This is a genomic window from Acidisoma sibiricum, from assembly GCF_057837225.1.
This window is the reverse complement of the sequence record NZ_JBYQFD010000002.1, coordinates 265,523-291,742: the sequence shown is the minus strand read 5'-3', so window position 1 is coordinate 291,742 and position 26,220 is coordinate 265,523. Positions and strand designations below refer to the sequence as shown.

At 64.4% G+C, this 26,220-nt stretch carries 17 protein-coding genes; 6 read left to right on the top strand and 11 right to left on the bottom strand.

From position 1 onward, the window contains the following. The 3 genes from AC3G7M_RS19730 (at position 1) to AC3G7M_RS19720 (ending at position 8,094) form a co-directional block, all read left to right on the top strand. Positions 1 to 831, top strand: coding sequence for a sugar phosphate isomerase/epimerase family protein (locus tag AC3G7M_RS19730; protein WP_489216199.1), 831 nt, complete (start codon positions 1 to 3; stop codon positions 829 to 831). Between the two features lie 88 nt (positions 832 to 919). Next, on the top strand, positions 920 to 6,112 hold the full coding sequence (locus AC3G7M_RS19725; protein ID WP_489217117.1) for an alpha-2-macroglobulin family protein: 5,193 nt from the start codon (positions 920 to 922) through the stop codon (positions 6,110 to 6,112). Then, entirely contained in the window at positions 6,109 to 8,094 is a 1,986-nt protein-coding gene (locus tag AC3G7M_RS19720; RefSeq protein WP_489217115.1) for a transglycosylase domain-containing protein, read from the top strand. The genes AC3G7M_RS19725 and AC3G7M_RS19720 overlap by 4 nt, the downstream gene beginning before the upstream one ends. Here AC3G7M_RS19720 and AC3G7M_RS19715 read toward each other — a convergent pair. Then, positions 8,091 to 9,164, bottom strand: coding sequence for a fatty acid desaturase (locus AC3G7M_RS19715; protein ID WP_489217113.1), 1,074 nt, complete (start codon positions 9,162 to 9,164; stop codon positions 8,091 to 8,093). The two genes, AC3G7M_RS19720 and AC3G7M_RS19715, sit on opposite strands and share 4 nt — an antisense overlap. 97 nt (positions 9,165 to 9,261) lie before the next feature. On the opposite strand from AC3G7M_RS19715, the gene AC3G7M_RS19710 reads away from it, so the two are divergent. Next, complete coding sequence (locus AC3G7M_RS19710) at positions 9,262 to 10,311, top strand: LacI family DNA-binding transcriptional regulator (protein WP_489217111.1); 1,050 nt, start codon at positions 9,262 to 9,264, stop codon at positions 10,309 to 10,311. On the opposite strand, the gene AC3G7M_RS19705 is transcribed toward AC3G7M_RS19710, so the two are convergent. The 4 genes from AC3G7M_RS19705 to AC3G7M_RS19690 form a co-directional block, all read right to left on the bottom strand. Further along, a complete protein-coding gene (locus AC3G7M_RS19705) occupies positions 10,274 to 11,302 on the bottom strand; it encodes an LLM class flavin-dependent oxidoreductase (protein ID WP_489217109.1) in 1,029 nt (342 codons plus the stop codon). The two genes, AC3G7M_RS19710 and AC3G7M_RS19705, sit on opposite strands and share 38 nt — an antisense overlap. A gap of 140 nt (positions 11,303 to 11,442) precedes the next feature. Further along, on the bottom strand, positions 11,443 to 12,894 hold the full coding sequence (locus AC3G7M_RS19700; protein ID WP_489217107.1) for an efflux transporter outer membrane subunit: 1,452 nt from the start codon (positions 12,892 to 12,894) through the stop codon (positions 11,443 to 11,445). Continuing rightward, a complete protein-coding gene (locus AC3G7M_RS19695) occupies positions 12,891 to 16,031 on the bottom strand; it encodes an efflux RND transporter permease subunit (RefSeq protein WP_489217105.1) in 3,141 nt (1,046 codons plus the stop codon). The genes AC3G7M_RS19700 and AC3G7M_RS19695 overlap by 4 nt, the downstream gene beginning before the upstream one ends. Before the next feature lie 15 nt (positions 16,032 to 16,046). After that, positions 16,047 to 17,261, bottom strand: coding sequence for an efflux RND transporter periplasmic adaptor subunit (locus tag AC3G7M_RS19690; protein ID WP_489217103.1), 1,215 nt, complete (start codon positions 17,259 to 17,261; stop codon positions 16,047 to 16,049). 326 nt (positions 17,262 to 17,587) lie between these two features. Between AC3G7M_RS19690 and AC3G7M_RS19685 the strand changes: the two genes are divergently transcribed. After that, positions 17,588 to 18,127, top strand: coding sequence for a TetR/AcrR family transcriptional regulator (locus AC3G7M_RS19685; RefSeq protein ID WP_489217101.1), 540 nt, complete (start codon positions 17,588 to 17,590; stop codon positions 18,125 to 18,127). A gap of 64 nt (positions 18,128 to 18,191) precedes the next feature. Here AC3G7M_RS19685 and katG read toward each other — a convergent pair whose 3' ends face one another. Further along, on the bottom strand, positions 18,192 to 20,399 hold the full coding sequence (katG, locus tag AC3G7M_RS19680; RefSeq protein WP_489217099.1) for a catalase/peroxidase HPI: 2,208 nt from the start codon (positions 20,397 to 20,399) through the stop codon (positions 18,192 to 18,194). Between the two features lie 293 nt (positions 20,400 to 20,692). Here katG and otnC point away from each other — a divergent pair, with 293 nt between their 5' ends. Continuing rightward, positions 20,693 to 21,376 (top strand): 3-oxo-tetronate 4-phosphate decarboxylase, encoded by a 684-nt coding sequence (gene otnC, locus AC3G7M_RS19675; protein WP_489217097.1) that lies wholly within the window; start codon positions 20,693 to 20,695, stop codon positions 21,374 to 21,376. A gap of 41 nt (positions 21,377 to 21,417) precedes the next feature. Here the strand turns inward: otnC and AC3G7M_RS19670 are convergent, their stop codons facing one another. From AC3G7M_RS19670 to AC3G7M_RS19650, 5 genes are all read right to left on the bottom strand, one after another. Then, the gene (locus AC3G7M_RS19670; protein WP_489217096.1) at positions 21,418 to 22,101 is read right to left on the bottom strand and encodes an aspartate/glutamate racemase family protein; all 684 of its coding nucleotides are present in this window, start codon (positions 22,099 to 22,101) and stop codon (positions 21,418 to 21,420) included. A gap of 14 nt (positions 22,102 to 22,115) precedes the next feature. Next, positions 22,116 to 23,012 (bottom strand): NAD-dependent epimerase/dehydratase family protein, encoded by an 897-nt coding sequence (locus AC3G7M_RS19665; RefSeq protein ID WP_489217094.1) that lies wholly within the window; start codon positions 23,010 to 23,012, stop codon positions 22,116 to 22,118. An 80-nt stretch (positions 23,013 to 23,092) separates the two neighbouring features. Further along, a complete protein-coding gene (locus tag AC3G7M_RS19660; RefSeq protein ID WP_489217092.1) occupies positions 23,093 to 24,085 on the bottom strand; it encodes a substrate-binding domain-containing protein in 993 nt (330 codons plus the stop codon). A 57-nt stretch (positions 24,086 to 24,142) separates the two neighbouring features. Beyond that, positions 24,143 to 25,195, bottom strand: coding sequence for an ABC transporter permease (locus AC3G7M_RS19655; RefSeq protein ID WP_489217090.1), 1,053 nt, complete (start codon positions 25,193 to 25,195; stop codon positions 24,143 to 24,145). Next, a complete protein-coding gene (locus tag AC3G7M_RS19650) occupies positions 25,192 to 26,214 on the bottom strand; it encodes an ABC transporter permease (protein ID WP_489217088.1) in 1,023 nt (340 codons plus the stop codon). Before AC3G7M_RS19650 ends, AC3G7M_RS19655 begins: the two co-directional genes overlap by 4 nt. Between the last annotated feature and the right edge of the window lie 6 nt (positions 26,215 to 26,220).

Here is a 26,220-nt window from a genome sequence, read left to right as displayed (position 1 = left end):
GTGCAAAAACTCCTCGTCTTCCAATCCCTCTGGGGCATGCAGCGTCTGCGCGGCCAATCCGCGGAACCGCCGCTCGCCGAGACCATCGCCCGCATCGCCGCCGCGGGCTTCGACGGGGTGACCGATCATTTCTATGACCGCGCCCATCTTGCGCCGCTTATGCCCTTGCTACGCGAACACGGACTTGTGATCGAAGGTCAGGTCTTTCCGCGCGACGTCGCCGGTCTTGAACCGGCCCTTGCCATGGCAGCCGAATTCGGCTGCCATCACATCACCATCCAGCCCAGGGCCTGCCTGCCGACCGTGGCAGAGTGCCTGCCGATTTTGGACGGCTGGCAGCGCCTCGCCGAGAAGGCCGGCGTCGCCGTCTATATCGAAACGCATCGCGGCCGCATGACCAATGATCTGCTGTTCACGCTGCAGTTGCTTGATGCCTTTCCCAACCTGCGCTTCACCGCCGATCTGTCGCATTACGTCACCGCGCGCGAGATGGAGCTGCCCTTGGCCGCGGAGACAGACGCCGCCATCGCCCGCATTCTTGACCACGCGTGGGCCTTTCACGGTCGTGTTGCGGGCTCGCATCAAGTGCAGCTGCCGCTTAGTTTCCCGCAAGCCCAGCCGTGGGTCACACAATTTGAGCAGTGGTGGCAGGCGGGCTTCGCCAATTGGCAGCGGCGCGCAGAGGATAAGGCAACGCTCGCCTTCACCTGCGAACTTGGCCCGGCCCCTTATGCCATTACCGGATCGGACGGACAGGACCTGACGGACCGCTGGACAGAGGCTCTGCAGCTCAAGGACAAAGCGCGCGACCTGTGGCAGCGCGCGTTGTAGCGCGCCCGAAACAGGATACCCAAGAGTCTTCCGACCGGCTAAACAGCCGGGTAAAGACTGGACGATCTGGGAGAGAATGATGTCGCTTTTGCGTCGCTTGGCGATGGTCACCCTGGCTGCGGGCCTGGGTGTCAGCCTTGCCTTCATGCCCATGGCACGGGCGCAGGACGCGGCTGATGAACTGGCGCTCCCCGGTCTGCAGAGTGACGCGGAAAGCTTCGTTGCCAAGCTACGCGCGCCCTATCCGGCCGGACTACCGGACGCAAAACTCAAAGCCGCGGCCGCCACCGCCAAGGCGGCACTCGCCGCCAAGGACTACACCAAAGCCCTCCCGGCGCTGCAAATGCTGATCGGTGGCCTTGGCCAGAATAGCACGCCGGATAACGCCATCTGGCTGGTGCTGGCGCAGGCGGAACTCGCGGTCTCACCCCCGCAACCGCAGCATGCGCTCGACGCCGCCTGGCTCTCTTTTACCAGCGTCGATCAGCAAAGCTATACGGCGGTGGCCGATCAGGTGAGCGCGCTCTACATGATGCGCGCGGCGCTTGCGGCGCTGAAGGAACCGGTCCCGGAAGTCCAGGTGCTGGGCGCCATTGCCCGCCGCCTGCCGCATGACGCCGCAATCCAGGCGGAGGTGGCACAGCGCCGGCAGGAACTCGGCCTGCTGTTCAATGGCCTCACGACCGATGCCGAAGCCTTCCCTGCCCGCGCCTGCCTTACCTTTCTGGGTGACCCCTCGACCTCGCCCGATTTCCACCCCGGCGACTGGGTGACGCTGCAACCTGCGGTGCCAGACGCCGCCGTCACGCTGGAATCCCATCACATCTGCATCACCGGCCTACCGGCCGGTGCCACCACCCAGGTCAGTTTCCGCCAGGGCATGCCGGGCGACGGCGGCCTGTCGCTCCGTCAGACCATCGCGATCCCCGTCGCGATGCCGGACCGCACACCGCGCTTGGTCTTTGACGGCGCGCGGTTCCTACAGCCGAAGGACGCGCTGGCAACCGTCGCCCTCGACGCCGTCAATCTCTCCGCCGTGAAGCTGTCGCTGGTGAAGATCAGCGAGCGCAACCTCATCCATGTGATGCAGACCTATGCGCCGGGAAACGGCGGCATCGACAGCTATGGCGCGCAGGATCTGTCGCAGAATCAGGGCCGCGTCGTCTGGTCCGGTCAGGCCGATATCGCCCATTTCACGCGCAATGCGCTAACCCATACTGTGCTGCCTTTGCCGGCCGCGCTGTCGTCTTCCGGCCTGTACGCGCTGATCGCGACACCGGGTGACGGCACGCCCTTCGCCGATGGCAACGCGCCCACCGCCGTGCAGCTGATCCTGCGCACGGATCTCGCGCCCACCGTCTGGCATGGCAGCGACGGTGACACGGTGCAGATCCGCAGCTATGCCTCCGGCCTGCCGGTGCCGGATGCCACGGTCGATCTCATCGCGACCGACAATGACATTCTGGCAACAGCATCCAGCGACCATGACGGCATCGTCCATTTCGGTCAGCCGCTGCTCGCCGGCCAGAACGGCCAGGCCCCCGCTGCCCTGCATATTCGCGGCGCCGATGGCGACTTCACCCGGCTGGACCTGACGGCACCCGATTTCGATCTCTCTGACCGCGGCGCCTCCGGCCTGCCGCAACCCGGTCCGGTCGATCCCTTCATCTGGACCGATCGCGGCATCTACCGCCCAGGTGAGACGGTGCAGGTCATGGCGCTGCTGCGCGATGACAGCGGCGCCCCGGCCGACCTGCCGCTGCATGTGATCATAACCCGACCCGATGGCCGCGTTTTCCAGGACACGGTGCCCGCCCGCGCCGCCGGCAGTTCCATCCATCAGGCCGTCACGCTCTCACGCGGGGCGCAGTTCGGCAGCTGGACGATTGCGCTCAAGACCGATCCGAACGGCCCCGCCATCGCCAACCAGAGCTTCACGGTCGACGCCTTCGTGCCCCCGCGCCTCGCGGTCGAATTCGGCAAAGCCGCACCAACCATCCTGGAACCGGGACGCGAGACCGACCTGCCGGTGAGCGTTCGCTTCCTCTATGGCGCGCCGGGCAATGATCTGTCGGGCTCGGCGACCCTGAATATCGTCCCCAACCCGACCCCCTTCGCCGATTTCAGCGATTACAGCTTCGGCCTCGCGGACGACGCGTTTCAGGGCAACCAGTCGCAGCCGGATGTCGCCACCACCGGGGATGATGGCACAACGAGCGTGCCGATCGATCTCTCCAAACTGCCCGATACCAGTCTCGCCCTGCAGGCCCAGATCGCAGTGACGGTCAATGACCCGGCGGGCCGCAGCGTCGGCGCCAATACAACCATTCCCATCCGTCCCGCGGGCCCGATGATCGGCATCGCCGAGGATTTTTCCGGCGGTTCCGTCAATGCCGATGCCAAGGCCGACTTCCGCATCGTCGCGGTCGCCCCCGACGGCCGCCGCGTCGCCATGCCGGTCCAAGTCCGCCTCGTACGGCAGACACCGGATTGGCGCCTCTCCGTGACCAATGGTCAGGCGCGGTACGAGACTGTTTGGACCGAGGAGCCGGTCGACAGCCAGGACATCACCATCCCGGCCAGCGGCGCCCCTATCGCCTACGGCCGCGCCCTGCCCTTCGGGCGCTACCGCCTGCAGGTGCTGCAAGCGAGCGGCGGCATGGCGGCCAGCTCCGTCGTTTTCTATTCAGGCTGGGCCGTCGGCGATAATCCAGACATTCCGGCCCGCGTCTCCGTCCGCGCCGACAAGCAAAGCTATGAACCGGGCGACACCGCCGACATTCATGTCGAGGCGCCTTATGCCGGCGCGGCCACCGTTCTGGTGATGACCGACCGCGTCAAGCGGCTGATCGATCTCTCCCCATCCGGCACCAGCTTCGACGTGCATATTCCCGTCACGGCCGACTGGGGGCCGGGCGCCTATATCGGCGTGCATGTCTTCCGCCCCGGCGGCACCGCTGCGGATGCGGATAAGCAGGTCGCCCCCGCGCGTGCGATCGGCCTGACCTGGCTGGCACTCGATCCGAAACCCCGCACGCTGCCACTCAGCATCGAGACGGCGTCGATCTACCGTCCCCGCACCACCGCCAGCTTCGCCGTGAAGACGACACCGGGTGCCTGGGTAACTTTGGCTGCGGTCGATGAGGGCATCCTCTCGCTCACTGATTTCCAGACGCCCGATCCGCTCGACCATTTCTTCGGCAAGCGCATGCTGGGCGTCGGCATTCATGATGATTTCGCCCGCCTCCTGGCGCCGGCGGGGGAGGCGAATACCATCCTGCGGCAAGGGGCGGGCGGCGATATCGACGTCTCCACCACGCCCATTCCGCAAAAGATCGTCTCGCTGTTTGCCGGGCCGGTGCAGGCAGGGCCTGACGGTATCGCGACCTTCCCGCTCAACCTGCCGGATTTCGACGGCACGCTGCGCCTGATGGCGGTGGGCTGGAACGGCAATCAAAGCGGCAGCCTGGGCCGCGATATCGTCATGCGCGACCCGGCTATTGTGGAGCCGCTGCTGCCCCGCTTCCTCGCCCCCGGTGATCAGGCCCAGATCGCCATCATGCTGCAAAATCTGGAACTGCCCCCCGGTCAATTTACTCTGCATATCAGCGCCTCCGGTGCGCTGGCGCTGGCAGGCAAGGACCCCGCACCCGTCACCCTTGCCGCCCAGCAGCGGCTGCTGGTGCCGATCAGCCTCACCGCCAAAGGTGCCGGCATGGGCGATCTGACCGTCACGGCGGATGGGCCGAAGGGTTTCCATGTCACCCACGACAGCAGCATCAGCGTCCATTCCGCCCGCGCCCCCGTGGCGCAGGTCACGCCGCTGAACCTGCCGCCGGGCGGCCCAAGCCAGACCGTGACGCCCGACGCCTCGGCCTTCATTCCCGGCACCTGGCGCGCGAGTGCGGCCTTCGGCCTCGGCGTCCGCTACGATCCGGCGGCCATGGTGCGCGCGCTGGAAGACTATCCGCTCGACTGTCTGGAGCAGCTGACCAGCCGCGGCCTGCCGCTCGCCATGCTGACGGGCACAGCCGCGGGGCCAGACCGGGCCGCGGTCTTGCAGCAGGTCATCTCGGCGCTGGCGGACCGGCAGCGCTATGACGGCGCCTTCGGCCTGTGGTCCTCCAGCGGCGAGGCCGAACCCTGGCTGACGGCTTACGCGACCGACATGCTGCTGCGCGCAGCTAAGGCCGGGGCCGCCGTGCCGCAGCCGATGGTCGATCAGGCCATGGGCTGGCTGACGACAGAGGTCGCCACGCCCCCCTCCAGCCCGGACGATTATGCCGCCCAGGCCTATGCCCTCTATGTTCTGTCGCTCGGCGGCCGCGCCCCGGCCGGCGCCATTCGCGTCGCCGCCGCAGGGGTTGATTCCGAACCGACGCCCCTGGCCCGCGCGCAAATCGCGGCCGCTCTCGCCCGTCTCGGCCAGACCGATCAGGCGAAGGCGATCTTCGCATCCGTGCTGAGCGATCCGCGCCGCAACCCCTGGTATGGGGATTACGGCTCCTCGCTCCGTGACCAATTCGCGACCGCCGTCTTGATCACCGAAAGCGGGCTGATGACCGATCGTCTGTCGGGCATCCGCGAAGCCCTGCCCGGCGCCGATCTCAACCCCGATGACCTCAATACCCAGGAACAGGCCTGGGCCGGTGCGGCCGCTGCCGCGTTGGAAGCGAGCAGCGGCCCGGTGTCGCTGATCGCGAACGGAAAGCATCTCGGCCCCGCGCCCAGCATCAACCTCTCGCTCGCTGACCCGTTGACCGTGCAAAACCCCGGCAAGGTGATGCTGCCGGGCAGTCTGGTGGTGCAGGGCGTGCCGCTCACGCCGCCGGCCGCCGCCCATGCCGCGATGGTCGTTCACCGGCACTTCTTCGCCATGGACGGTACCGCCCTCGACCCGGACAAGCTGCCGCAGAACACGACCTTCGCGCTGGTGATCGACGGTCAAGCGACCGACGGGCAGGACCATCACGCCGTGGTCCTGGCGGGCCTGCCGGCGGGCTGGGAAATCGCCGGGCGCTTCCCTTCCGGCACGGTGGCCGGCATGGACTGGCTCGGCACGCTGACCGACACTGATAGCGAGGCGGCCGCGGATGACCGCTACGCCGCCGCGATCAGCCTGACGGGGGATCATCCGTCCTTCCACCTGGCCGTCATCCTGCGGGCTGTCACACCGGGCGCCTACGAATATCCCGGTATCACGGTGACAGATATGTACCGGCCCGCGATCTTCGCACGCCAGGGCACGGTGCATATCACGGTGACACCGCCCGCCCCGTGACCCGCTGGACCACGAAGCGGCGGCTCACGGCGGCCGGCCTCGGCGCCGTCGTGGCACTGACGGTCGGCGCCGTCGGCCTCGCGGCGCTCGGTCACACTGACCCGGCGCCGATGCCGCGCGCGGGCAGCTGGGGGACGCATATCCTGGCCGCCGACGGGTCCCTGCTCGCGCTCTCGCCCGCGCCGGGCGGCGTCTGGCGGTTTGAGACATCAGCCGATGATGTATCCCCGTTTCTGCGCCAGCTTCTGGTGACCGTCGAAGACCGGCATTTTGGCGCGGAGCCGGGGGTCGATCCCGGCGCCGTGCTCCGCGCCGGACTGCAATGGGCCTCCACCGGCCATATCGTCTCCGGCGGTTCCACGCTCACCATGCAGGTCGCAAAGCTGCTGAACCCGCGCCCACGCCGGCTCTCGGCCAAGGTGCTGGAGGCAGCGCGCGCCATCGACCTGTGGCGGCGTCTGCCCGCCAATCGCATCATGGGACTGTGGCTATCCCTTGCCCCCTTCGGTGGCAATCTGGTGGGGGTTGAGGCCGCATCCTACGCCTATTTCGGCAAGCCGCCCGGCGCGCTGGATGCGGCCGAGGCGGCTTTGCTGGTCGCCCTCCCCCGCCGGCCGGAGGCGCTGCGGCCTGACCGGCACCCGGCGGCCGCCAAGCGGCTGCGCGACCGTATTCTGGCATTGGCTGAGGAGCGCGGCCTGCTGACCCCGGCTGAAACGGCGGCAGCCCAGGCCGAGCCGCTGCCGCAGCACCGCTTCCCCCTGCCGCGGGCGCTGCCGCAGCTGCTGGCATCCGTCGGTCACCCGCCCACGCTTCGCACCAGCATCGACCCGGTGATCCAGGCGGCCGTCGATACCGCGGCGCAAGCGGCGCTGACCGGTCTGCCGCCGGACGTGGCGCTGACGGTGATGGTCGCCGACCTCAAAACCCGCCAGCTGACGGCCCTTTGGCTAGGGCGTTGGAACGACACGGCGCGCGCCGGCCGCACCGACCTGACGCGCGCGCGGCGGAGTCCGGGTTCGACGCTGAAGCCCTTTCTATACGCGCTGGCCTTCGCCAATGGGCTTGCGCATCCCGATAGTCTTCTGGCCGATGCACCGGAACATTTCGGCAGCTATGGGCCGGAGGATTTCACTGGCCGCTTCGCCGGACGCGTGACCGCGGCCGAGGCTCTGCGTCGGTCCCTCAACCTGCCGGCCGTGGGCCTGCTCGCCCGCTATGGCGCGCTGCGCTTCAGTGCGGCGCTCACCGCGGCCGGCACGCCGCTTGTGCTGCCGCGGAACGCGGCCCCCAGCCTGCCCATCATCCTGGGTGGCGCTGGCCTCTCCATGCGGCAGCTGATGGCGCTTTATGCAGGACTAGCGACCGACGGGCGCGTGCAGCCGCTCGGCCTTTTCGATGGCTCGTCCACCCGCCGCCCCCTGCTGCCGCCGGCGGCTGCTGAAACGGTCGCGGACATCCTCACGCGGCCCTTCCCCGGTGAGGCCACCGCGCGCGGCATCGCCTGGAAAACCGGCACCAGCTGGGGCGACCGCGACAATTGGGCCTTCGGCTTTGATCGCGCCCATCTCATCGGTGTCTGGGTCGGGCGGCCGGATGGCACGGCGATGGATGGCGGTGCCGCCGCCGATCATGCCTTGCCCATCCTGGCCCGCCTGTTCAGCGCCGTGCCCGCAGCGCCGCGTCGCATCGTGCCACAGGTCCAGATGCTGTCCCTGGCCACCGTGCCTGCGGCTGATCCGCTCCGCCTGCTGTTTCCGCCGCCCGGTGCGATCATCGAAGGGCTCGGTCCGCTCGACCTCAAAGCCATGGGCGGTGAGCGGCCGCTGAGTTTCCTGATCGACAACGCGCCCATCGCCTCGATCGGCGCCTTGCGGCAGACACAGTGGCTGCCGCCCGGCCCCGGCTTCTACCACGTCACGGTGCTGGATGCCGCCGGCTCGGCGGTGCATGCAACCATCCGCGTGACGGACGGCAGCTAGGCCGCCGCCCGGTCCATCGGCGCTGTATGCGCGGGCAACTGCCGCGCGGCGAAAAAAGCCGGGTCCCGTCTTTGATGGATCAAGGTGGGCAGCAGCTCGGCCCAGGCCGCCCAGACGCCGGCATAGGGCGGCGGGCAATCCGCTTTGATCAGGGCATGCAGTTCCGGCAGGCGATAGAAGGGCACCATCGGAAACATGTGATGCTCGATATGGTAATTCATATTCGCATACAGAAAGCTGAAAACCGGGTTCATGATCACCGTCCGCGTATTCAGCCGGTGATCGAAGATATCCTCATCCAACCCGGCGTGCTGCGTGAGGTTGAAAACCTGGCAGAAAAAACCGCCATAGAAGCGCGGCAGCACCACGAACATCGCGGGCAGGATGCTGCCGGTCACGATGCACGCAGCAATAACGCCCAGGATGATGGCGATATAGGCGCGTGACGCCCAGATAACCGGGCGGCGCTGTCCCTCGGGCACAAAGTGCTTGCCGTCTTCCGTCAGATCGCCACTCGCATTGCGCAGCAGGCGTCCGGCCTGGATGTAGCCGTCATGGAGGAAGACGAAATCCAGGAATTGTGCCACGACTTTGGGCGGCCGCGGTGCGGCAATCTCCGGGTCACGCCCCACCAGCAACGTATGCGTGTGGTGACGGCTATGGCTCCAGCGATAATAGAATCCTTCACGCAGCGTCATGAAGGCGCAGAGATGATAAAACATCTCATTCAGCCAGCGTGTACGGAAGGCCGTGCCATGGGACAGTTCATGATGGCGATGGTCGGCCACCGCATACAGAACGCCATAGACGAAGAAGGCCGGCACCGCCCACCAAGTGCCCCAGCTGAAAAAGGCGACGACCCCGGCCACCGCCAATAGCCCCAGCCATAACGCAAATACCCTCAGGGCCGGACCATTGGACCGGCGGATCAGCGCCTTCAGCTCCGTGCGGCCGACCGGGCAGGAATACCAGACCGCCTCAACCGCCGTGCCCAGATCGCCATCGGCATTGGGGGTTGCGGCCCCGGCCTGATCGTCACGCAGCGCGTAGTTTTTCCAGCTTTGTGTCATTGGCCTTACTCCCTGGCACATCGGTAGCACCCGGCGGTTTGCGGCCGAAGCAAAGGGCGCTACTTTCTCTCAAATCCGTCAAAGAAGCGGTCAGGAAATGAAAGAATCTCGCAAATTGGATGGCCGGCCGCTGATCACCGATGTCGCTCGGGCCGCGGGCGTCAGCGTGTCGACCGTCGATCGGGTCATCAACGGCCGCAACCCGGTCCGCCGCATGACGGCGGAAAAGGTCATGCAGGCCGCGGAATCCCTGGGGTTCCGGGGGGCGGCCGTGATCGGGCGCCGCTGGTCGGCAGATTTGCCCATGCTGCGCTTCGGCTTTCTGCTGCTGCAAAAGCACCGCCCCTTCTACCAGGCGCTCGCGCGGGGCATTGCCCAGGCGGCCGAAACCTCCACCCGCGCCCGCATTTCCGTCCGTATTCTGCATGCTGAAAATCTGGCGCCGACAGCCGTCGCGGGCCAAATCAAGGCACTCGGCGCCGAGGTCGATGTCCTGGCGGTGGTGGCCGCCAACCACCCCCTCATTGCCACAGCGATCGCGGGGGTCGTGGCGCAGGGCGTATCCGTTTTCGCGCTCATCTCAGAAATCAGCGCGGGCGTTCGTGTCGGCTATGTCGGCCTCGACAATCATGCCGTCGGGCGCACGGCGGGCTGGTCCGTGGCGCAGATGGCGAAAGCGCCGGGCAAGGTCGCGGTGCTGGTCGGCACGCATCGTTTCCGCTGCCAGGATCTCAATGAAAGCGGGTTTCGCTCCTACTTCCGGGAACATGCGCCGGACTATGAGGTCATCGAACCGGGCGCGACGCTGGAAGACGGCGCCATTGCGGCCGAACTCGTCCGCCATGTGCTGCAACGCGAGCCGGATTTGCGCGGCCTCTATATCGCGGGTGGCGGCATGGACGGGGCTCTGACCGCGCTCCGCGAAAGCCCGCAGGCAAAGTCAGTTGTCGTTATTGGGAATGACCGCACGCCCGCTGCCCATCAGGGTCTGCTCGACGGCCATATCCGCCTGCTGCTGTCACATCCCCTGCCGATCCTGTGCAGCACCTTGCTGGACCGCATGACAGACGCCGCGCGCGGCCATGCGGACGCCCTGGCGCCGCACCTCCTCACGCTGCAGATCGAGACGCCTGAAAATCTTCGCTGATCGCGCCTGCCGCACCCATCGCCTCGGCGATCAGGCGGTAGGACTGCAACCGCCGGGCATGGTCATAGACGTCAGAGACGATCATCAGCTCATCCGCCCCGGTTTCGGCAATGAGGGCGTCCAGACCCCGTTTCACCGTCTGGGGGGAGCCGACAACGCTCAGCTGCAGCATGCGCAAAGCCTGCGCCTTTTCCATCGGCGACCAATAGGCCTCGATATCGGCAATCGGCGGCTGGCTAAGGCCCCGCGCGCCACGGAAGATATTGGCGAAGGACATCTGCTGCGTGGTGGCCAGGAACTTTGCCTCCGCATCCGTCTCTGCCGCAATCACATTGACGCCGATCGCGGCATAGGGCTTGGCCTGCTGCGCCGAAGGCTTGAACCGCCGGCGATAGATCTCAAGCGCCGGCAGCAACAGGTCGGGTGCGAAATGGGAGGCGAAACCGTATGGCAGGCCCAGTTCGGCGGCCAACTGGGCGCCGAAAGTGCTGGAGCCGAGAATCCACAGCGGCACCTCGGTGCCGGCCGCCGGCACCGCCTGAATGCGCTGCCCCTCCTGCGCCGGCGCCAGATAGGCCTGCAGCTCCAGAACATCCTGCGGAAAATTGTCGGAATTGGTCAAAGACCGGCGCAGCGCATAGGCGGTCGTCTGATCCGTGCCCGGCGCGCGGCCCAGAGCCAGATCGATCCGTCCGGGAAAAAGATGCGCGAGCGTCCCGAACTGCTCGGCAATCACCAGCGGCGCGTGGTTGGGCAGCATAATGCCACCGGCGCCGACCCGGATCGTCTCCGTCCCGGCCGCGATATGGCCCACCACCAGCGCCGTGGCAGCGCTGGCAATGCCCGGCATATTATGATGCTCGGCGACCCAGAAGCGCCGGTAGCCCCATCCCTCAGCGTGGCGGGCCAGGTCGCGGGCATTATCGAGCGCCTGGCGCGGCGTGCCATTTTCGCGGACGCGAACAAGGTCGAGGATGGACAGCTGGGGCATGGTTCTATCTCGTCCCGTTCAATTTAGATGCTTGTCGTAATATAGGGAGCGAGACCCCCGCCAGCGCGGCGGGTGTTATGGCGGCAGGCTTGCGCGCACCGCATGCCCCGCAGAATAGTGCGGCATGCGATGCGCCCAGGTCATTTCGCCGCGATCTCGGCCGGTTTGGGAATATCCCAGCCGCCGCCCAAAGCCCGGAAGGTTTTGACCGCCGCGCGGGCCGCATCGCCCCGGTCGGCATCCAGGGCATCCCGCGCCGTCAGCAACTGCCGGTCGGCATCCAGCACGTCCGTCAGCGGAATGGCGCCCGCCTCATAGGCGATTTGCGAGAGTTTTCGCGCGCGCTCCAGCGACGTCACTTCCTGCTGCAGGGCGACAACCTGCTGCTGGGTTTGCGACAGCGTGACCAGCGCGTCCTCCACATCCTCGGTCGCCTTCAGCACCGACTGGCGATACTGCGCCAATGCCTCCGCCTTGCCGCCACGCGCTTGGGCCACCTCGGCATCCACCTTGCCGAAGTCGAACAGCCGCCAGCGCAGCAACCCCGTGCCGATCGGCTGGAAGGCCTTGGCCGTGAACAGCTGATTGGCGCTGATACTGTCAAAGCCCAAAGCGCCGGACAGGGATATTTTGGGATAATAGTCCGCAATCGCGACGCCGATCTGCTCGTTGCGCGCGGCCAGACGCCGCTCGGCGGCAATCACATCCGGCCGGCGCCGCAGCACGTCCAGCGGCTGGTCATTCCCACCGATATTGGGAATGGCCGGGATCGGCTGCGGGCTTGCCAGTTCATGCGCATAGGTGCCGGGCTGCACACCCATCAGCACATCCAGCCGGTTGAGCTGCGCTTCCAGCCCAATGCGGAGCGGCGGCAGGATTGACTGCGCCTGTTCCAGCACGGCCTGAGACTGTGCGACTTCGCGATCCTCGCCCTTACCCAGAGACTGCCGCAGCTGCACAATGCCCACCAGCTTGGTGTCGGTCGCGATCTGATCATTCGTCACGGCAATCCGCGCCTGATAGGCACGGATTTGCAGATAAGCATCCGCCGCGTCTGCCGCCACCGTAATCCGCGTGCCCGCCTGCTCGGCCCGCGCCGCCTGCGCCTCGTCCCTGGCTGATGCCGCACCGCGCCGCAAGCCACCGAACAGGTCTATCTCCCAGCTCGCACCCAGGCCCAGGTCAAATTCCCGGCTATCGCGGTTGTAGTCCGGCAGGGTCTGCGCCAGCGTGCCCAGGGGACTGACCGTGCTTTGATGCTCGGCCGTGGCACTGCCGTTGGCGTCGAAGGTCGGCAGAAGTGCCGCCCCCGCCGCATTGGCGGAAGCGCGCGCCTGCTGCACGCGGGCAAAGGCGGCGGCGAGATCCAGATTCTGGTCCAGGGCCCGCTGCACCACCGTCACCAGCATGGGGTCGTTGAAACCAGTCCACCAGCTATCAAGCTGAGGTGCGGGTGCCGCGCCCTCACCCGGCACCTGATTATGGAACGGCACCAGATCGACGACCGGCTTTTTGTAATCGGGCCCGACCATGCAGCCGGCCAGAATCAGCGCTGGGACAAGACCCATCAGCGGAAGGGTGCGGGATATCATGACTGCGCCCTCCGGCCGAGCTTGCGTATCAGCGTGTAGAAGGTCGGCGTGAACAGCAGACCGAAGACGGTCACTCCCAGCATGCCGAACAGCACGGCAGTGCCGAGCGACTGCCGCATTTCGGCCCCCGCCCCGGTCGCGACTGCCAAGGGTGCCACGCCCAGGATGAAGGCGAAGGAAGTCATCAAAATCGGACGCAGACGGGTGCGTGCGGCATGCACCGCCGCCTCCGCGGGCGTTGCATGGTCGTCATCCTCCTTCTGGCGCGCGAATTCGACGATCAGAATCGCATTCTTGGCGGCCAGACCGACGAGCACCACGAAACCGATCTGCGCCAGGATATCGATCGGCATGCCGCGCCCCAGCAGGCCGGTGACGGAGGCCAGCAGGCACATCGGCACAATCAGCACAATCGCGAGTGGCAGGCGCCAGCTTTCATATTGCGCGACGAGCACGAGGAAGACGAACAGGGCAGCGGCACCGAAGACAAGCAGCGTCGGTGTGCCCTTCTCCTGCTGCTGGAAGGCAAGTTCCGTCCATTCAAAGGTCACGCCGCGCGGCAGAACCTTATGCGCCAGTTCTTCCATCCGGTGCAGCGCCGTGCCCGTGGCAATACCGGGTGCGGCCACACCCTGCACCTCCGCCGCCGGGAACAGATCGTAGCGCGGCACGCGATAGGGGATGGTGTCGTGTTTAAGCTCGGCGACCGAGCCGATCGGCACCATCTCACCCAGGCTGTTGCGCACCTTCAGGCGTGACACGTCATCGGCTGAGCGCCGGAACTGCCCGTCCGCCTGCACGATGACCTGATAGGTGCGGCCCAGATAGTTGAAGTCATTGACGTATTGCGAGCCGAGATAGACTTCCAGGGCCGAGAAGACATCCGTCGGCGTCAGGTCAAGCTTCTCGATCTTCTCGCGGTCAATATCGGCATAGACCGAGGGCGAACCCGCATTGAACAGAGTGAAGACACCGGCAAAATCGGGGTCCTGATTGGCGGCACCGACCAGCGTTTTCGTCGCCTGCACCAGCGCATCCGGCCCCAGGCCCGCGCGATCCTCCAGCATCATCTTGAAGCCGCCGGCGCTGCCCAGGCCCTGAACGGGCGGTGGTGGCACCGTCAACACATAGGCATCCTTGATGACCGACAAGCGTCGGCGCAGATCGGCCAGAACCGTCTCCGCCGTCACCCCTTTCAAGGAGTGATTGTAGAGCGACGGCAGGCCCGAAAAGATCGTCCCGGAATTGGAGGCAACAGTCGAGGTAATGGCATCCAGGCCCGCGAAGGGTGCGGCATGCTCGACCCCCTTAGTGGTGAGAATGATGTCCGTCGCCTGTTTCACGACCTTTTCGGTGCGCGCCAGCGTCGCACCGGGCGGCAGTTGAATGATGGTGATCAGATAGCCCTGATCCTGCTCAGGAATGAACCCGGTCGGCGCGCGCGAGAACTGAAAGCCCGCCAGACCGATCAGCGCGACATAGGCCACCAGCACCAGCGCCATGCCGCGGATCAGCCGCCGCGTGAGCGTCGCGTACCCCGCCGACATCCTCTCAAAGCCTCTATTGAAGCCCGCAAACCCGCGATCGAGCAGGCGCCGGGCAAAGCCGTACCCTGCCGCTTCATGTGCATTATGCGGCTTGAACAAGACCGCGCAGAGAGCGGGGCTGAGCGTCAGTGAAACGAGACAGGAAATGACGGTAGAGGCCGCAATGGTGACGGCGAATTGCTTGAAGAACAGGCCGGTGATGCCGGACAGAAAGGCTGCCGGCACGAAGACGGCGCATAGCGTGAGGGCGATGGATATCAGCGCGCCGCCGACCTCGTCCATCGTGCGGTGCGAGGCCTCCTTTGGCGACATGCCGGCGCGGATATTGCGCTCGACATTTTCGACGACGACGATCGCGTCATCGACGACGATACCGACCGCCAGCACAAGGCCAAACAGAGACAGATTGTTCAGCGAAATGCCGCAGGCGGCCAGAATGATGAAGGTGCCGACCAATGAGACCGGAATCGCGATGACGGGAATGATGGTCGCGCGCCAGGTCTGCAGAAAAACGAAGACCACGCAGATGACGAGCAGAATCGCGATGAAGATGGTGACGATGACCTCATGCACCGATTTCGCGATGAAGATGGTCGGGTCATAAACAATTTCATAGGCGACGCCGGGCGGGAAATCGGTGCTCAAAGCCTTCATGGTCGAAAGCACTTCATGCTCCACGGCCAGCGAATTGGCGCCAGGCTCAGCATAGAACAGCAGTGACGCCGCATCGGTGCGATCGACATAGGCTGATGAGCCGTAATCGGCCGCGCCGACTTCCACCCAGCCGATGTCTCGCACGCGCGTGATGCGGCCTTTGCCATCCGATTTGACAACGACATCGGCGAATTGATCCGGTGTCGTCAGCCGTCCAAGCGCCTCGACATTGATCTGATAGGCTTCCGCGCCGGCGACAGGCGGCTGATTGAGAATACCGGCCGAGACCTGAATATTCTGGGCGCGCAAGGCGGCCAGAACCTCGGACGCATCCAGATCGTGGGCGGCGACCTTGTCAGGGTCGAGCCAAATGCGCATTGCATATTCGCGGCCGCCGAGAGTCTGCACGTCGCCCACGCCCTGCAGCCGCGCCACCGCATCCCTAATATGCAGCGTGACATAGTTGGAGAGATAGAGCAGATCGCGGGATTTGTCGGGCGAATAGATATGCACAGCAAGCAGAATGCTCGGCGTAGACTTGCGCACCTGCACGCCCAGGCGCTGCACGTCTTCGGGCAATCGCGGCAGCGCGTCCTCCACGCGGTTCTGCGTCAACATCTGCGCGATATTCAGATCGGTGCCTATCCTGAAGGTCACCGTAATCGTCAGCTTGCCGTCACCGGTCGATTGGCTGCCCATATAGAGCATGTTCTCGACACCGTTGACCTCCTGCTCCAGGGGTGTCGCCACCGTCTTCGCGACAGTTTCGGCCGAAGCACCGGGATAGGAGGTGGTGATCTGCACGGTTGGCGGCACAACCTCTGGATATTGCGCGACCGGCAGAACAAGAAGCGCGCCCAGGCCCAGCAGCGTCACGAAGACGCTGAGTACCGTCGCAAAACGCGGATGGTCGATGAAAAAATGCGTCAGTCGCATGGGTGTGGCCCGATCCTACTGCTGGGCCGAGGCGAAGCGGATATCGCCGCTCTGCACGCGTACCTTGGACCCCGGCGCCGCATAGGCCAGGCCGTCGGTGATCACGAGGTCATTCGGGCTCAGCCCCGAGCGGATGATGCGCAGCCCACCCCGCATGTCGCCGAGCGTCACCGGCTTGGGCACGACGACGCCATCGGGTGAGACCGTCAGCACGATGAATTGCGACTGGTCCGGCAGAACGGAGGCATCGGGCACCAGCAGCGTCGGCGCAGGCGGCGCTACCGCCACCCGCAGCCGCGCGAATTCTCCGGGTGTGAGCATGAGATCCGGGTTGGGCACGGTTGCGCGCGCATGGATGGTGCCGCTGGACCGGTCAAGCGCATTGTCAACAAAGTCGAGCGTGCCTTCATGTCCATACTGCGTCTCTCCGGTCAGTGCGAGTTCCACCCTGTCGGCGAGAGGCCCCTTTTCCTGGGCATGATAGTTGGAAAAGGCGATGTAATCCGCTTCGCTCATATCGAAATCCAGATGGATCGGATCGAGCGAGACGATGGTTGCCAGCAGCGTCGTCGGGCTGGTCGCGGCCCGGCTGCCGGCGATCAGATTGCCGATCGAGACCTGATGGTCGCCGATCCGGCCCGTGAAAGGTGCTGTGACCCGGCTATGTTCCAGGTCAAGCTGCGCATCGCGGATACGAGCCGTCGCATCATCGACCGCGGCCTGTGCAGCGCGCTGATCGGCCACGCGCTGATCGACATCCTCCACCGTGCCGGCACTGCCCCGCACCAGGGCCTGGGCGCGATACAGTTCGCGACTGGCCAAGGCCAGCCGCGCCGTCGCCGTCTCATAGGCGGCCTTGGCCTCATCCAGACGGATGTCGTAGGGGCGCGGGTCAATGACAAACAGCAGCTGCCCCGCTTTGACGATATCCCCGTCCTTGAAGTCAATCTGCGTCAGCGTGCCACCGACCTGCGCGCGCAGCTCTACCCGGTCGACTGGCGAAAACTGGCCAAGAAAGCCAAGACGCTGATCCAGGTCCTGCACCAGCGGCCGGCTGGCCACCACCTGCGGCAGGGGGGCGGCCGCCGTCGGTATCGCCGCCTGGCTATGGCCCTGAAAATACACCAGCCCTGACCCTGCCAGGATGGCCAGCAGTGACGTCGCTCCGACTAGATAGCGGGCGACAGGCCGGCGCCAGCGGCGCGCCTCCGTCTCATCCGATCTGCTCATCAACTTCATCCTCAATGCGCGTGTCACAAAAGGCGTCCGGGACGCCGTATCGGGCTGATCACCCTGCGGCCACGCGGCTTGCGCTGGCGCCGGGGCGTCGTTAGATAAACATCTAATTGAGGTTATAGAGGTCACTCGACAGCTAAAGGGTCAAGGCTTCGTGACCGTCCCTAGCGGGATGGGTGCCCCGAGCCGGACAGAGGTCGACAGCGTTTTAGATGTCGGTTATAAGCAAAAGCGCAGAAAGATGCGTCTGCGCCAGCGCATTGAGAATCCTCGGGATGAAGAAATCAAAGGCCGAAACGGTCGAAACCAGGCGGCGGATCATGCGTAGCGCCGTCGCGGAATTTCGCCGCAAAGGCATCCATGAGACGAGCATTGCGGATGTGATGCAGGCGGCAGGTCTGACTCACGGCGCCTTTTACCGGCATTTCGCGTCCAAGGATCAGCTGATCGCCGAAGCCTGCAGCGAGTCCGGCCCGGCCGTGATCGACACGCCGTCGAAGGCCAGCGGCGGCCAATGTGATCGGGATATCGCCGAGGCGATCATCGACACCTATCTGTCACCGGCGCATCGCGATGATATTGCAGCCGGCTGTACCTTCGCGGCCCTCGGCAGCGAACTGGCGCGCGCCTGCCCGGAAACGCGGGAAGCAGCTTCCGCCCGCATTCTGGCCCTGATCGATACGTTATCTAAACGGTTGGATGATACGTCCTCCGACACGGCAAAGGGCCGCGCCATTGTCGCGGTCTCGGCCATGGTCGGCGCTTTGACAATGTCGCGGATCATGACCGACACAGCGATGTCGGATGCCATTCTGGCGCATACCCAGAAGGAACTTTCCCGGCTCATGCAGGAAGGGTAAGGGCCGCCGGGCGGCCCTGAACACTCTGGCGGCACCTTGCGATGCCGCCAGTTGATCGATGCCCTTACTGGCGGTCGTAGCGGTCGGCGTCCATCACCTTATGCCATGCCGCGACAAAGTCTTTCACCAGCTTCTGTTGCGAACCCTGGGCGGCATAGACCTCGCTTAGCGCGCGCAGTTGCGAATGCGAGCCGAAGATGAGGTCGACCCGGGTCGCGGTCCATTTCACCGCCTTGGTCTTGCGGTCATGGCCTTCATAGGTGTTGTCGCCGGCGACTGCCTTCCATTCCGTGCCCATGTCGAGCAGGTTGACGAAGAAGTCGTTCGTCAACTTGCCTGGCTGATGCGTGAAGACGCCGTGTGTTGACCCGCCCGCATTGGCGCCCAGCACGCGCAGACCGCCAATCAGCACGGTCATCTCCGGTCCTGACAGCCGCAGCAGCTCAGCCCGATCCACCAGGGCCTCTTCCGGCGCCATGAAATGCGCGCCCTCATAGTGATTGCGGAACCCATCCGCCGTCGGTTCCAGTGGCGCGAAGGAATGGGCGTCAGTCTGCTCCTGGCTCGCATCCATGCGGCCAGGGGTGAAGGGCACCTTGGTCGGCGTCCCGGCATCGGCCGCTGCCTTCTCGATCGCCGCCGAGCCGCCGAGGACGATCAGGTCAGCCAGCGACACCTTCTTGCCGCCGGTGGCCGAGGCATTGAAGGCGGCCTGCACCGCTTCCAGCTGCTGCAGCACACGCGCCAGTTCAGGCGGATTGTTCACCGCCCAGTCCTTCTGCGGCGCCAGCCGGATACGCGCACCATTGGCACCCCCCCGCTTGTCGGAGTAGCGGAAGGTCGAAGCCGAGGCCCAGGCGGTCGAAACCAGCTGCGCGACCGTGAGACCCGTCGCGAGGATCTTGGCCTTGAGGGATTCGATGTCCTGCTCGTCGATCACCGGATGATCGAGCGCCGGAATCGGGTCCTGCCAGATCAGCACCTCTTTCGGGACAAGCGGCCCAAGGTAGCGCTGGATCGGCCCCATATCGCGATGCGTCAGCTTGAACCAGGCCCGCGCAAAGGCATCCGCGAATTGATCGGGATTTTCGTAGAAACGACGCGAAATCTTCTCATAGGCCGGGTCCTGGCGCAGGGCGAGATCCGAGGTCAGCATCGTCGGAACCCGCTTCTTGGCCGGATCGAACGGGTCCGGGATATCGGCCGGGGCGTCCTTGGCCTGCCATTGCCAGGCGCCGCCCGGGCTCTTGACCAATTCCCACTCGAACTTGAACAGGTTGTCGAAGTAGTGGTTGCTCCACTGCGTCGGCGTCTGCGTCCAGATCACTTCCAGGCCGGAGGTAATGGCATCCGCCCCGATGCCGGTGCCATGCTTGCTGTGCCAGCCCAGACCCTGATCCTCGATCACGGAACCTTCCGGCTCGGCGCCCACAAAGGACGGGTCGCCCGCACCATGGGTTTTGCCGAAGGTATGGCCCCCCGCGATGAGTGCCACGGTCTCTTCATCATTCATCGCCATGCGCGCGAATGTCTCCCGGATGTCCCGCGCCGAGCCGAGCGGATCGGGCTGAGCATTCGGCCCTTCCGGGTTGACGTAGATCAGACCCATCTGCACGGCACCGAGCGGGTTCGCCAGCTGACGCTCCCCGCTATAGCGCTCATCGCCCAGCCAGGTGCCTTCAGGACCCCAATAGAGTTCCTCGGGCTCCCAGGTATCGGCGCGTCCCCCGGCAAAGCCGAAGGTCTTGAAACCCATTGATTCCAGGGCAACGTTGCCGGTCAGGACGAAAAGATCGGCCCAGGACAGCTTGTCGCCGTATTTCTGCTTGATCGGCCATAGCAGCCGCCGCGCCTTGTCCAGGCTCGCATTGTCCGGCCAGCTGTTGAGGGGCGCGAAGCGCTGCTGACCGCCGCCGGCGCCCCCGCGCCCGTCGGTCGTGCGATAGGTGCCGGCACTATGCCAGGCCATGCGAATGAACAGGCCGCCGTAATGGCCGAAATCGGCTGGCCACCAATCCTGGGAATCCGTCATCAGGGCATGCAGGTCCTGGATGACCGCGTTCAGGTCCAGGGTTTTGAACGCCTCGGCATAGTCGAAATCGGGTCCCATGGGGTTGGCCCGCGGCGCATGCTGGCTGAGCGTATGCAGGCTCAGCTGATTGGGCCACCAGTCCCGGTTACCGCGCCGGGCGCTCTTGCGGGGGGCTCCGCCACCGCCATGCGCTACCGGGCATTGGCCGCCAGCACCAGAATCGTCGCTCATTCCGTCCATCTTCTTCTCCCGTCCCGTGGCTTATTGTTCTTCCGGCGAGCCTCTGACAGTCCAAGCGCCGGGGAAAACCCCCTCGCCGATCTCCACGCCGGCCATCCTAGCGCCTCTCTGCGCCATCGGTAAAATGGATGTCGAAGGCAGGCCCAACGGGCATGCCAGTCGTGCGGAGGGTGGCCCCCTGGCCAGGGCCGTCCTGGCGCCTGAAAGGGATGGCGCGGACACGCAGCTTGCCACTCGACAATGCCGGTCGAAACTGGCACGCCCTTGACCATCATAGTGCTTGGGAGCGCGGCATGAGTGACGCAAAAATCCGTGAAAAAATTTGCATGTTTGCCCGATCGCTGTTCGAGCGCGGCCTGACGCCGGGCTCCTCGGGCAATATCAGCATCAGGCTCGATGACGGCAGCTATTTGACCACGCCCACCAATGCCTCCTTGGGCTTTCTTGATCCCGCCACACTGTCGCATATCGACCGCGACGGTCGGCATCTCTCCGGCGACAAGGCAACCAAGGAAGTGCCTCTCCACACATCGCTTTACGAAACCCGCCGGGAGGCAAAGGCGATCGTGCATCTGCACTCCACCCATTCGGTCGCGCTCTCCATGCTGCCGGAGATCAATCCCGCAGCGGTGCTACCGCCAATGACCGCCTATTACGTGATGAAATTGGGGCGCACGGCCCTGGTGCCCTATTACCGCCCAGGCGATGATGCGGTGACCGCCGCCATACGCGGCCTCGCGGGCCGGTATTCCTCGGTCCTGCTTGCCAATCACGGCCCGGTCGTGGCCGGAGAAAGCCTCGACGCCGCGGTCTATGCAACCGAAGAACTCGAAGAAACCGCGCGCCTATACTTGATGCTGCGCGGGCTTGACCCGCGCTGCTTGAACCAGGCGCAGGTCGATGACTTGGTCAGTCACTTCAATCTGACTTTGCCGGAGATCGGCGACGAGACCGATCTGCACGACCATCATCATTAAACGCTGAACGGGCGGCATCTCTGCCGCCCGTTCCTTAGCCGTTAGGCCGCCTTGGGCTGGGCGAGAGCGACCATATCCTTGGCCACCTGTTCCATGCCCAGCCGCGGGCTGGTCAGCACCGGGACGGAGACCTGGTCACCCAGACTATCGGCCACCCGCCCCATCGAGACCTGGGCGAGCACGATCAAATCCACATGCTGCGCCAGCTCAATCAAATTGCGGGAGACGATTTCGTCATGACGGGCGCCGTCGCCGGCCAGCAGCGCCGCAAAAGCACCCTCGCACAGCTGCCGCGTCACCGTGACAGACTTGCCGCTTTCGCGCGCCGTCTGCTCGATCAGCCGCACCGTCGGGTCCAGCGTCGTCTGCACGGTGGCGGCGACGCCGATCCGGCTGGCGCTGCCAACCGCATGGCGCGCCATGGCGGTGTCGATTTTGGTGACCGGCACGGAGACGAGTTTCGCACCGACATCGGCGGCCTCCCGCACCGAGGAGCAGGCGTTGAGAATGAGGTCCGCACCCATATCCTGCGCGATCATCATATATTGCGTCAGGCGCCGCGTCACGGCGGGTGTCACCATGCCCGCCGCCATCGTGTCTTTCAGCAGACTATCGTCCACCAGATTGACCACGCGCACGCCTGGCAGCAAATCCGGCGCCAGTGCATTCAAAGGCTGCACCGTGACCGGTCCGGTATGAATGATGACGAGCGTCTGCTGATTCACGGTCCTATATCCCTCTATTTCGCATCCGGCACGTATTTGCGCCAGTTATGCTCTTCCTTGAAGCCCAGGACGTCGCGGGTCTTCTTGTTGGACAGAAGCCCTTCAAATTCGCCCAGCTCGCCCTTGACCGGCACATTCGGGTAATAGCGGCGCAGCAATTCCGCGGTCGGCAGATCCGACGATGTGTCATCATTGACAGCATTGAAGATCTGAAAGCCGAGCCCGTCCTTCTCGATGCCGAGCTTGACGATCTGACCCAGATCGCGCGCATCGATATAGCTCCAGGCAATGCGACGGCGGAATTCGGGCTTGGCGAACCATCCCGGGAACAGCTTGTATTCGCTTGGCTCGATCACATTGCCGATGCGGATCGCGTAGATATCGGTGCCGCTACGGCGGGCGAAGGCCTGCGCCGTCTTTTCATTGACGATCTTGGAAAGCGCGTAGCTGTCCATCGGATCGACGGGGTATTCTTCATCCAGCGGGAAATATTCTGGATCGCGATGGCCATTGGCGAAGACGATACCATAGGTCGTCTCGCTGGAGGCGATGATGACCTTGGGGATGCCAAGCTTCACCGCGGCTTCGATGATATTGTAGGTCCCCATCACATTGATGCGATAGACCTCATTGTCCGGCGTGATCATGATGCGCGGGATCGCCGCGAAATGCACCACTGCATCAATCTTTTCAGGCCGCAGATCGGGGTCGAATTCATGCAGGCCGGTGTAGCTCGACAGGGCGTTGAAGACCTGGCCCGAATCGGTGATATCCGTGATCAGCGTGCGTACGGCCGGGTTATCCAGCGGCTTGGTGTCAAGGTTGAGGACCCTGTAGCCGCTGTCGACGAGATATTGCACGACATGGCGACCGGCTTTGCCGCTGCCTCCGGTGAAGATAATTCGCTTCATAGTCATTCCCTTCTGCAAGACGGCCGCACGCTGCCGGGGCAATGGCTCCGCCCTACCGAGGGCGGAGCCGGTGCAGCCGATTAGAACTGGTACTGGTCGATATTCTGAGCGTCGAAGATCAGCGGGTCACTGAAAATGATGACCCCGTCCTTGGCGGTAAAGGTGCCAAGATCGCCCGCCGTGAAGGTGCTGTTCTTGGTGATCGCGTTGTTATAGGCCAGGCGCGACACATACATCACCAGCTCACCTTCCTTCACCTCATCCCAAAGCGGGCTTTCCTTGATGATGCCTGCCTTGACATATTGGCGAATGGAATCCGGGTCCGAGCAGCCGGTCACGAAAACCTTACCGGTCAGACCCAGCTTCTGCACGGCCGCTGCCGCACCCACTTCCGCCGCACCGTCGGGCGCGATGATGCCGGTCACGCCCGGATTGGCCTGCAGGATATTGAGGCCAGCGGTCAGCGACTGTGACGGGCTCGACTGCCCATACTGCGTCGTGACGATCGTCATATTCGGATAGGTCGCCTTCATATAGGTCTTGAGGGCGTCGATCCAGGCGTTCTGAATGGTCGCGTCCGGGGTCGAGGAGAGGATCGCAATCTTGGCGTTCGGGCCGGTATATTTGGCAACCGAATCGACCAGCGCCTTGCCGAAGGCCGGATAGGCGGTGTTCTGAATGAAGAAGTCGCGCGCATCCGGCGCCACGTCGCTGTCATAGGACACGACCTTGATGCCCATCTTCATCGCCCGCCGCAGCGCGGGGGCAAGTTCCGTCGGGTTATTGGACGTCGTGGTGATGACGTTGAAGCGCCGCGCGATCAGGCTGTTGAACACGTCGACCTGGCCCTGCGCCGAGGCGGTCACCGGACCGGTATAGAGGAAATTGATGTTGAGTGCCTTGGCGGCAGCCTCGGCACCTTTTTCATTGGCCTTGAATACCGAAAGACCAATCAGCTTGGGCACCATCGCCACATGGATGCGCTTGGATGTATCGATATCGGCGGCATGCGCCGTCATCGAAACGCCGAGCATGGCGGCAGCGAGAAAAGCGGCCTTCTTGAGATGTTTCATTCTATGTCCCTGAGCGTTTTTTATTGATCAACCGAGCTGTTTGACGGGACGATCCCGTCAATTTGCCGGCTCCGTCACCTTGTCGGCGCCCCAGAAGCGAAGGCGCCGGACGAGCAGCGCAATCCCTGTTCCACGTCCAGACAGGAGATTGCGTATGGCAATGGCGGCAAGCAGGATCGCGCCGGTCAGCATGGTGGTCACCATGTCCGAAATCCCTGCGATCAGCATGCCCTGGCGCAGAAAGCCGAGCAGAAGAACGGCGACCACGACACCGGTCATGCTGCCCTCACCGCCGAAGATGCTGATGCCGCCTAAGACGACCATGGTAATGGTCGTCAACAAAAGAATATCGCCCATATCCGGTCGGACCGCGCTGTAATAGGAAGCCAGCACAATGCCCGCGAGCGCCGCCATGGCACCGCTGATGATATAGGCGCTGGCGATGATGCGGCCGGTACGAATGCCGGAATAGCGCGCCGCGTCGCTGTTATAGCCGACCATGACGATCTTGCGGCCATAGGCGGTACGCGACATGAGCAACGCAAAGAAGATCGCCAGGACCGCGAACAGCAGCAGCTGATAGGGCAAAATCCCGCCAATCAGGCCTTGCCCGAGCGCATTGAAACTATCGGGAAATCCCGAAGGCGGCGATTCGCCCGCAAGGGCAGTGCCGATGCTGCCAAAGATAAAGCTCGTCGCCAGCGTCGCGATCAGCGGTTCGGTCTTGAAGCGGGTGATGATGAAACCGTTGATCCCGCCCAGGACCGCACCCAGGATTACGCCGCATAGCGCGGCAAGCCAGATCGAGAGATGGGCCCCCTGCCACAGCTCGGCCATGGCGATGGCGCCAAGCCCGGCGACGGAGCCCACGGACAGATCGATGCCGCCGGTCAGGATCACGACGCTGAGGCCCAGGGCCACAATGCCGAAGGGCAGGAAGTTCTGCGTCAGCCCCAGCAAAGACCCGAGCCCATCGTAAAAGCCTGGAATGCCGACGCAAAACCCAAGGATCTCAACGACCAGCAGAATAACGAGCGCACGTTCCCAGCCGCCAAGCGGAAAGCGGGAGCCCATGCGCCGCGCGGTCACGGTATTGGCAAGGTCTTTCATCGTGACGCCTTTCCTGCAGCGGTTTTGCGCATGCCAAGCGTCACGGTCAGAAGGATCATCGCCCCTTCGCCCGCTGAATACCAAATCGGCGGAACATGGATAAAGACCAGGCCGGTCAGGATGACGCTGAGGAACAGGCCGCCCAGCACGGTGCCCAGCATATTGCCACGCCCACCCGCAATCGCGGTGCCGCCGATCAGGGCGACTGCAATCGACTGCAGCTCGACATGGTCGCCTGTGCCGGTCGTGACGGTCGCCGAGCCGGTATAGGAGACAAACACAAGTCCGGCGAGGGCGGCGAGCACACCCGAAATGACATAGACATAGACCTGGGTTGAGATCACCGAGACGCCGGCATTATAGGCCGCCGTCGTATTATTGCCGATGGCGAGCACCGCCCGGCCGAACAAGGTGTAGCCCAGCACGAACCAGCAGATAAGCACGGCCACCGCCAAAGTCAGCACGGGGATTGGCACCGGAAACCAGGATGCGATGATACCATTGCCGAAGGTCGCATAGGCCGGTGGCACGGATGTCACCTGGGTGCCGTTGGAATAGATGAACATCAGGCCGCTATAGATACTATAGGTGCCGAGGGTCACGATGATCGGCGGAATGGTTATCTTCGCGACTAGCAGTCCATTGATCGCACCAAGCACCGCGCCGATGACAAGTGCGATCGCGAAGGCCTGATACAGCGGCAGCCCGTTCGTCTGCGCCAGCAGGCCGGTCACGACGGCCGTCAGGCCCATGATGGGTGCGACCGAGAGATCGATCCCTTTGGTCGCAATCACCCAGGTCTGCCCCAGGGCAACCAAAGACAGAACAACCGAGTTCAGCACCATGAACCGGATGTTTTCCACAGAGACGAAGCGATGGCTGTACAGTCCGACCGCCGCCAGCGTCACGATGGTCGCGACAATCAGGGTAATCTCGCGCGTTTCACCGCGCATTTTGGTGCGGCGCTCTGGCGCGGCCGCAGCGCGCGCCGATACCGCGAACGTCTTTTGTTCGACCATGCTCGC

Bases quoted from the DNA above. Each gene is read 5' to 3' on its own strand.
- AC3G7M_RS19665 (WP_489217094.1), bottom strand. From the start codon at position 23,012: ATGAAGCGAATTATCTTCACCGGAGGCAGCGGCAAAGCCGGTCGCCAT.
- AC3G7M_RS19700 (WP_489217107.1), bottom strand. From the start codon at position 12,894: ATGATATCCCGCACCCTTCCGCTGATGGGTCTTGTCCCAGCGCTGATT.
- AC3G7M_RS19660 (WP_489217092.1), bottom strand. From the start codon at position 24,085: ATGAAACATCTCAAGAAGGCCGCTTTTCTCGCTGCCGCCATGCTCGGC.
- otnC (WP_489217097.1), top strand. From the start codon at position 20,693: ATGAGTGACGCAAAAATCCGTGAAAAAATTTGCATGTTTGCCCGATCG.
- AC3G7M_RS19685 (WP_489217101.1), top strand. From the start codon at position 17,588: ATGCGTAGCGCCGTCGCGGAATTTCGCCGCAAAGGCATCCATGAGACG.
- katG (WP_489217099.1), bottom strand. From the start codon at position 20,399: ATGGACGGAATGAGCGACGATTCTGGTGCTGGCGGCCAATGCCCGGTA.
- AC3G7M_RS19650 (WP_489217088.1), bottom strand. From the start codon at position 26,214: ATGGTCGAACAAAAGACGTTCGCGGTATCGGCGCGCGCTGCGGCCGCG.
- AC3G7M_RS19655 (WP_489217090.1), bottom strand. From the start codon at position 25,195: ATGAAAGACCTTGCCAATACCGTGACCGCGCGGCGCATGGGCTCCCGC.
- AC3G7M_RS19705 (WP_489217109.1), bottom strand. From the start codon at position 11,302: ATGCCCCAGCTGTCCATCCTCGACCTTGTTCGCGTCCGCGAAAATGGC.
- AC3G7M_RS19715 (WP_489217113.1), bottom strand. From the start codon at position 9,164: ATGACACAAAGCTGGAAAAACTACGCGCTGCGTGACGATCAGGCCGGG.
- AC3G7M_RS19710 (WP_489217111.1), top strand. From the start codon at position 9,262: ATGAAAGAATCTCGCAAATTGGATGGCCGGCCGCTGATCACCGATGTC.
- AC3G7M_RS19690 (WP_489217103.1), bottom strand. From the start codon at position 17,261: ATGAGCAGATCGGATGAGACGGAGGCGCGCCGCTGGCGCCGGCCTGTC.
- AC3G7M_RS19695 (WP_489217105.1), bottom strand. From the start codon at position 16,031: ATGCGACTGACGCATTTTTTCATCGACCATCCGCGTTTTGCGACGGTA.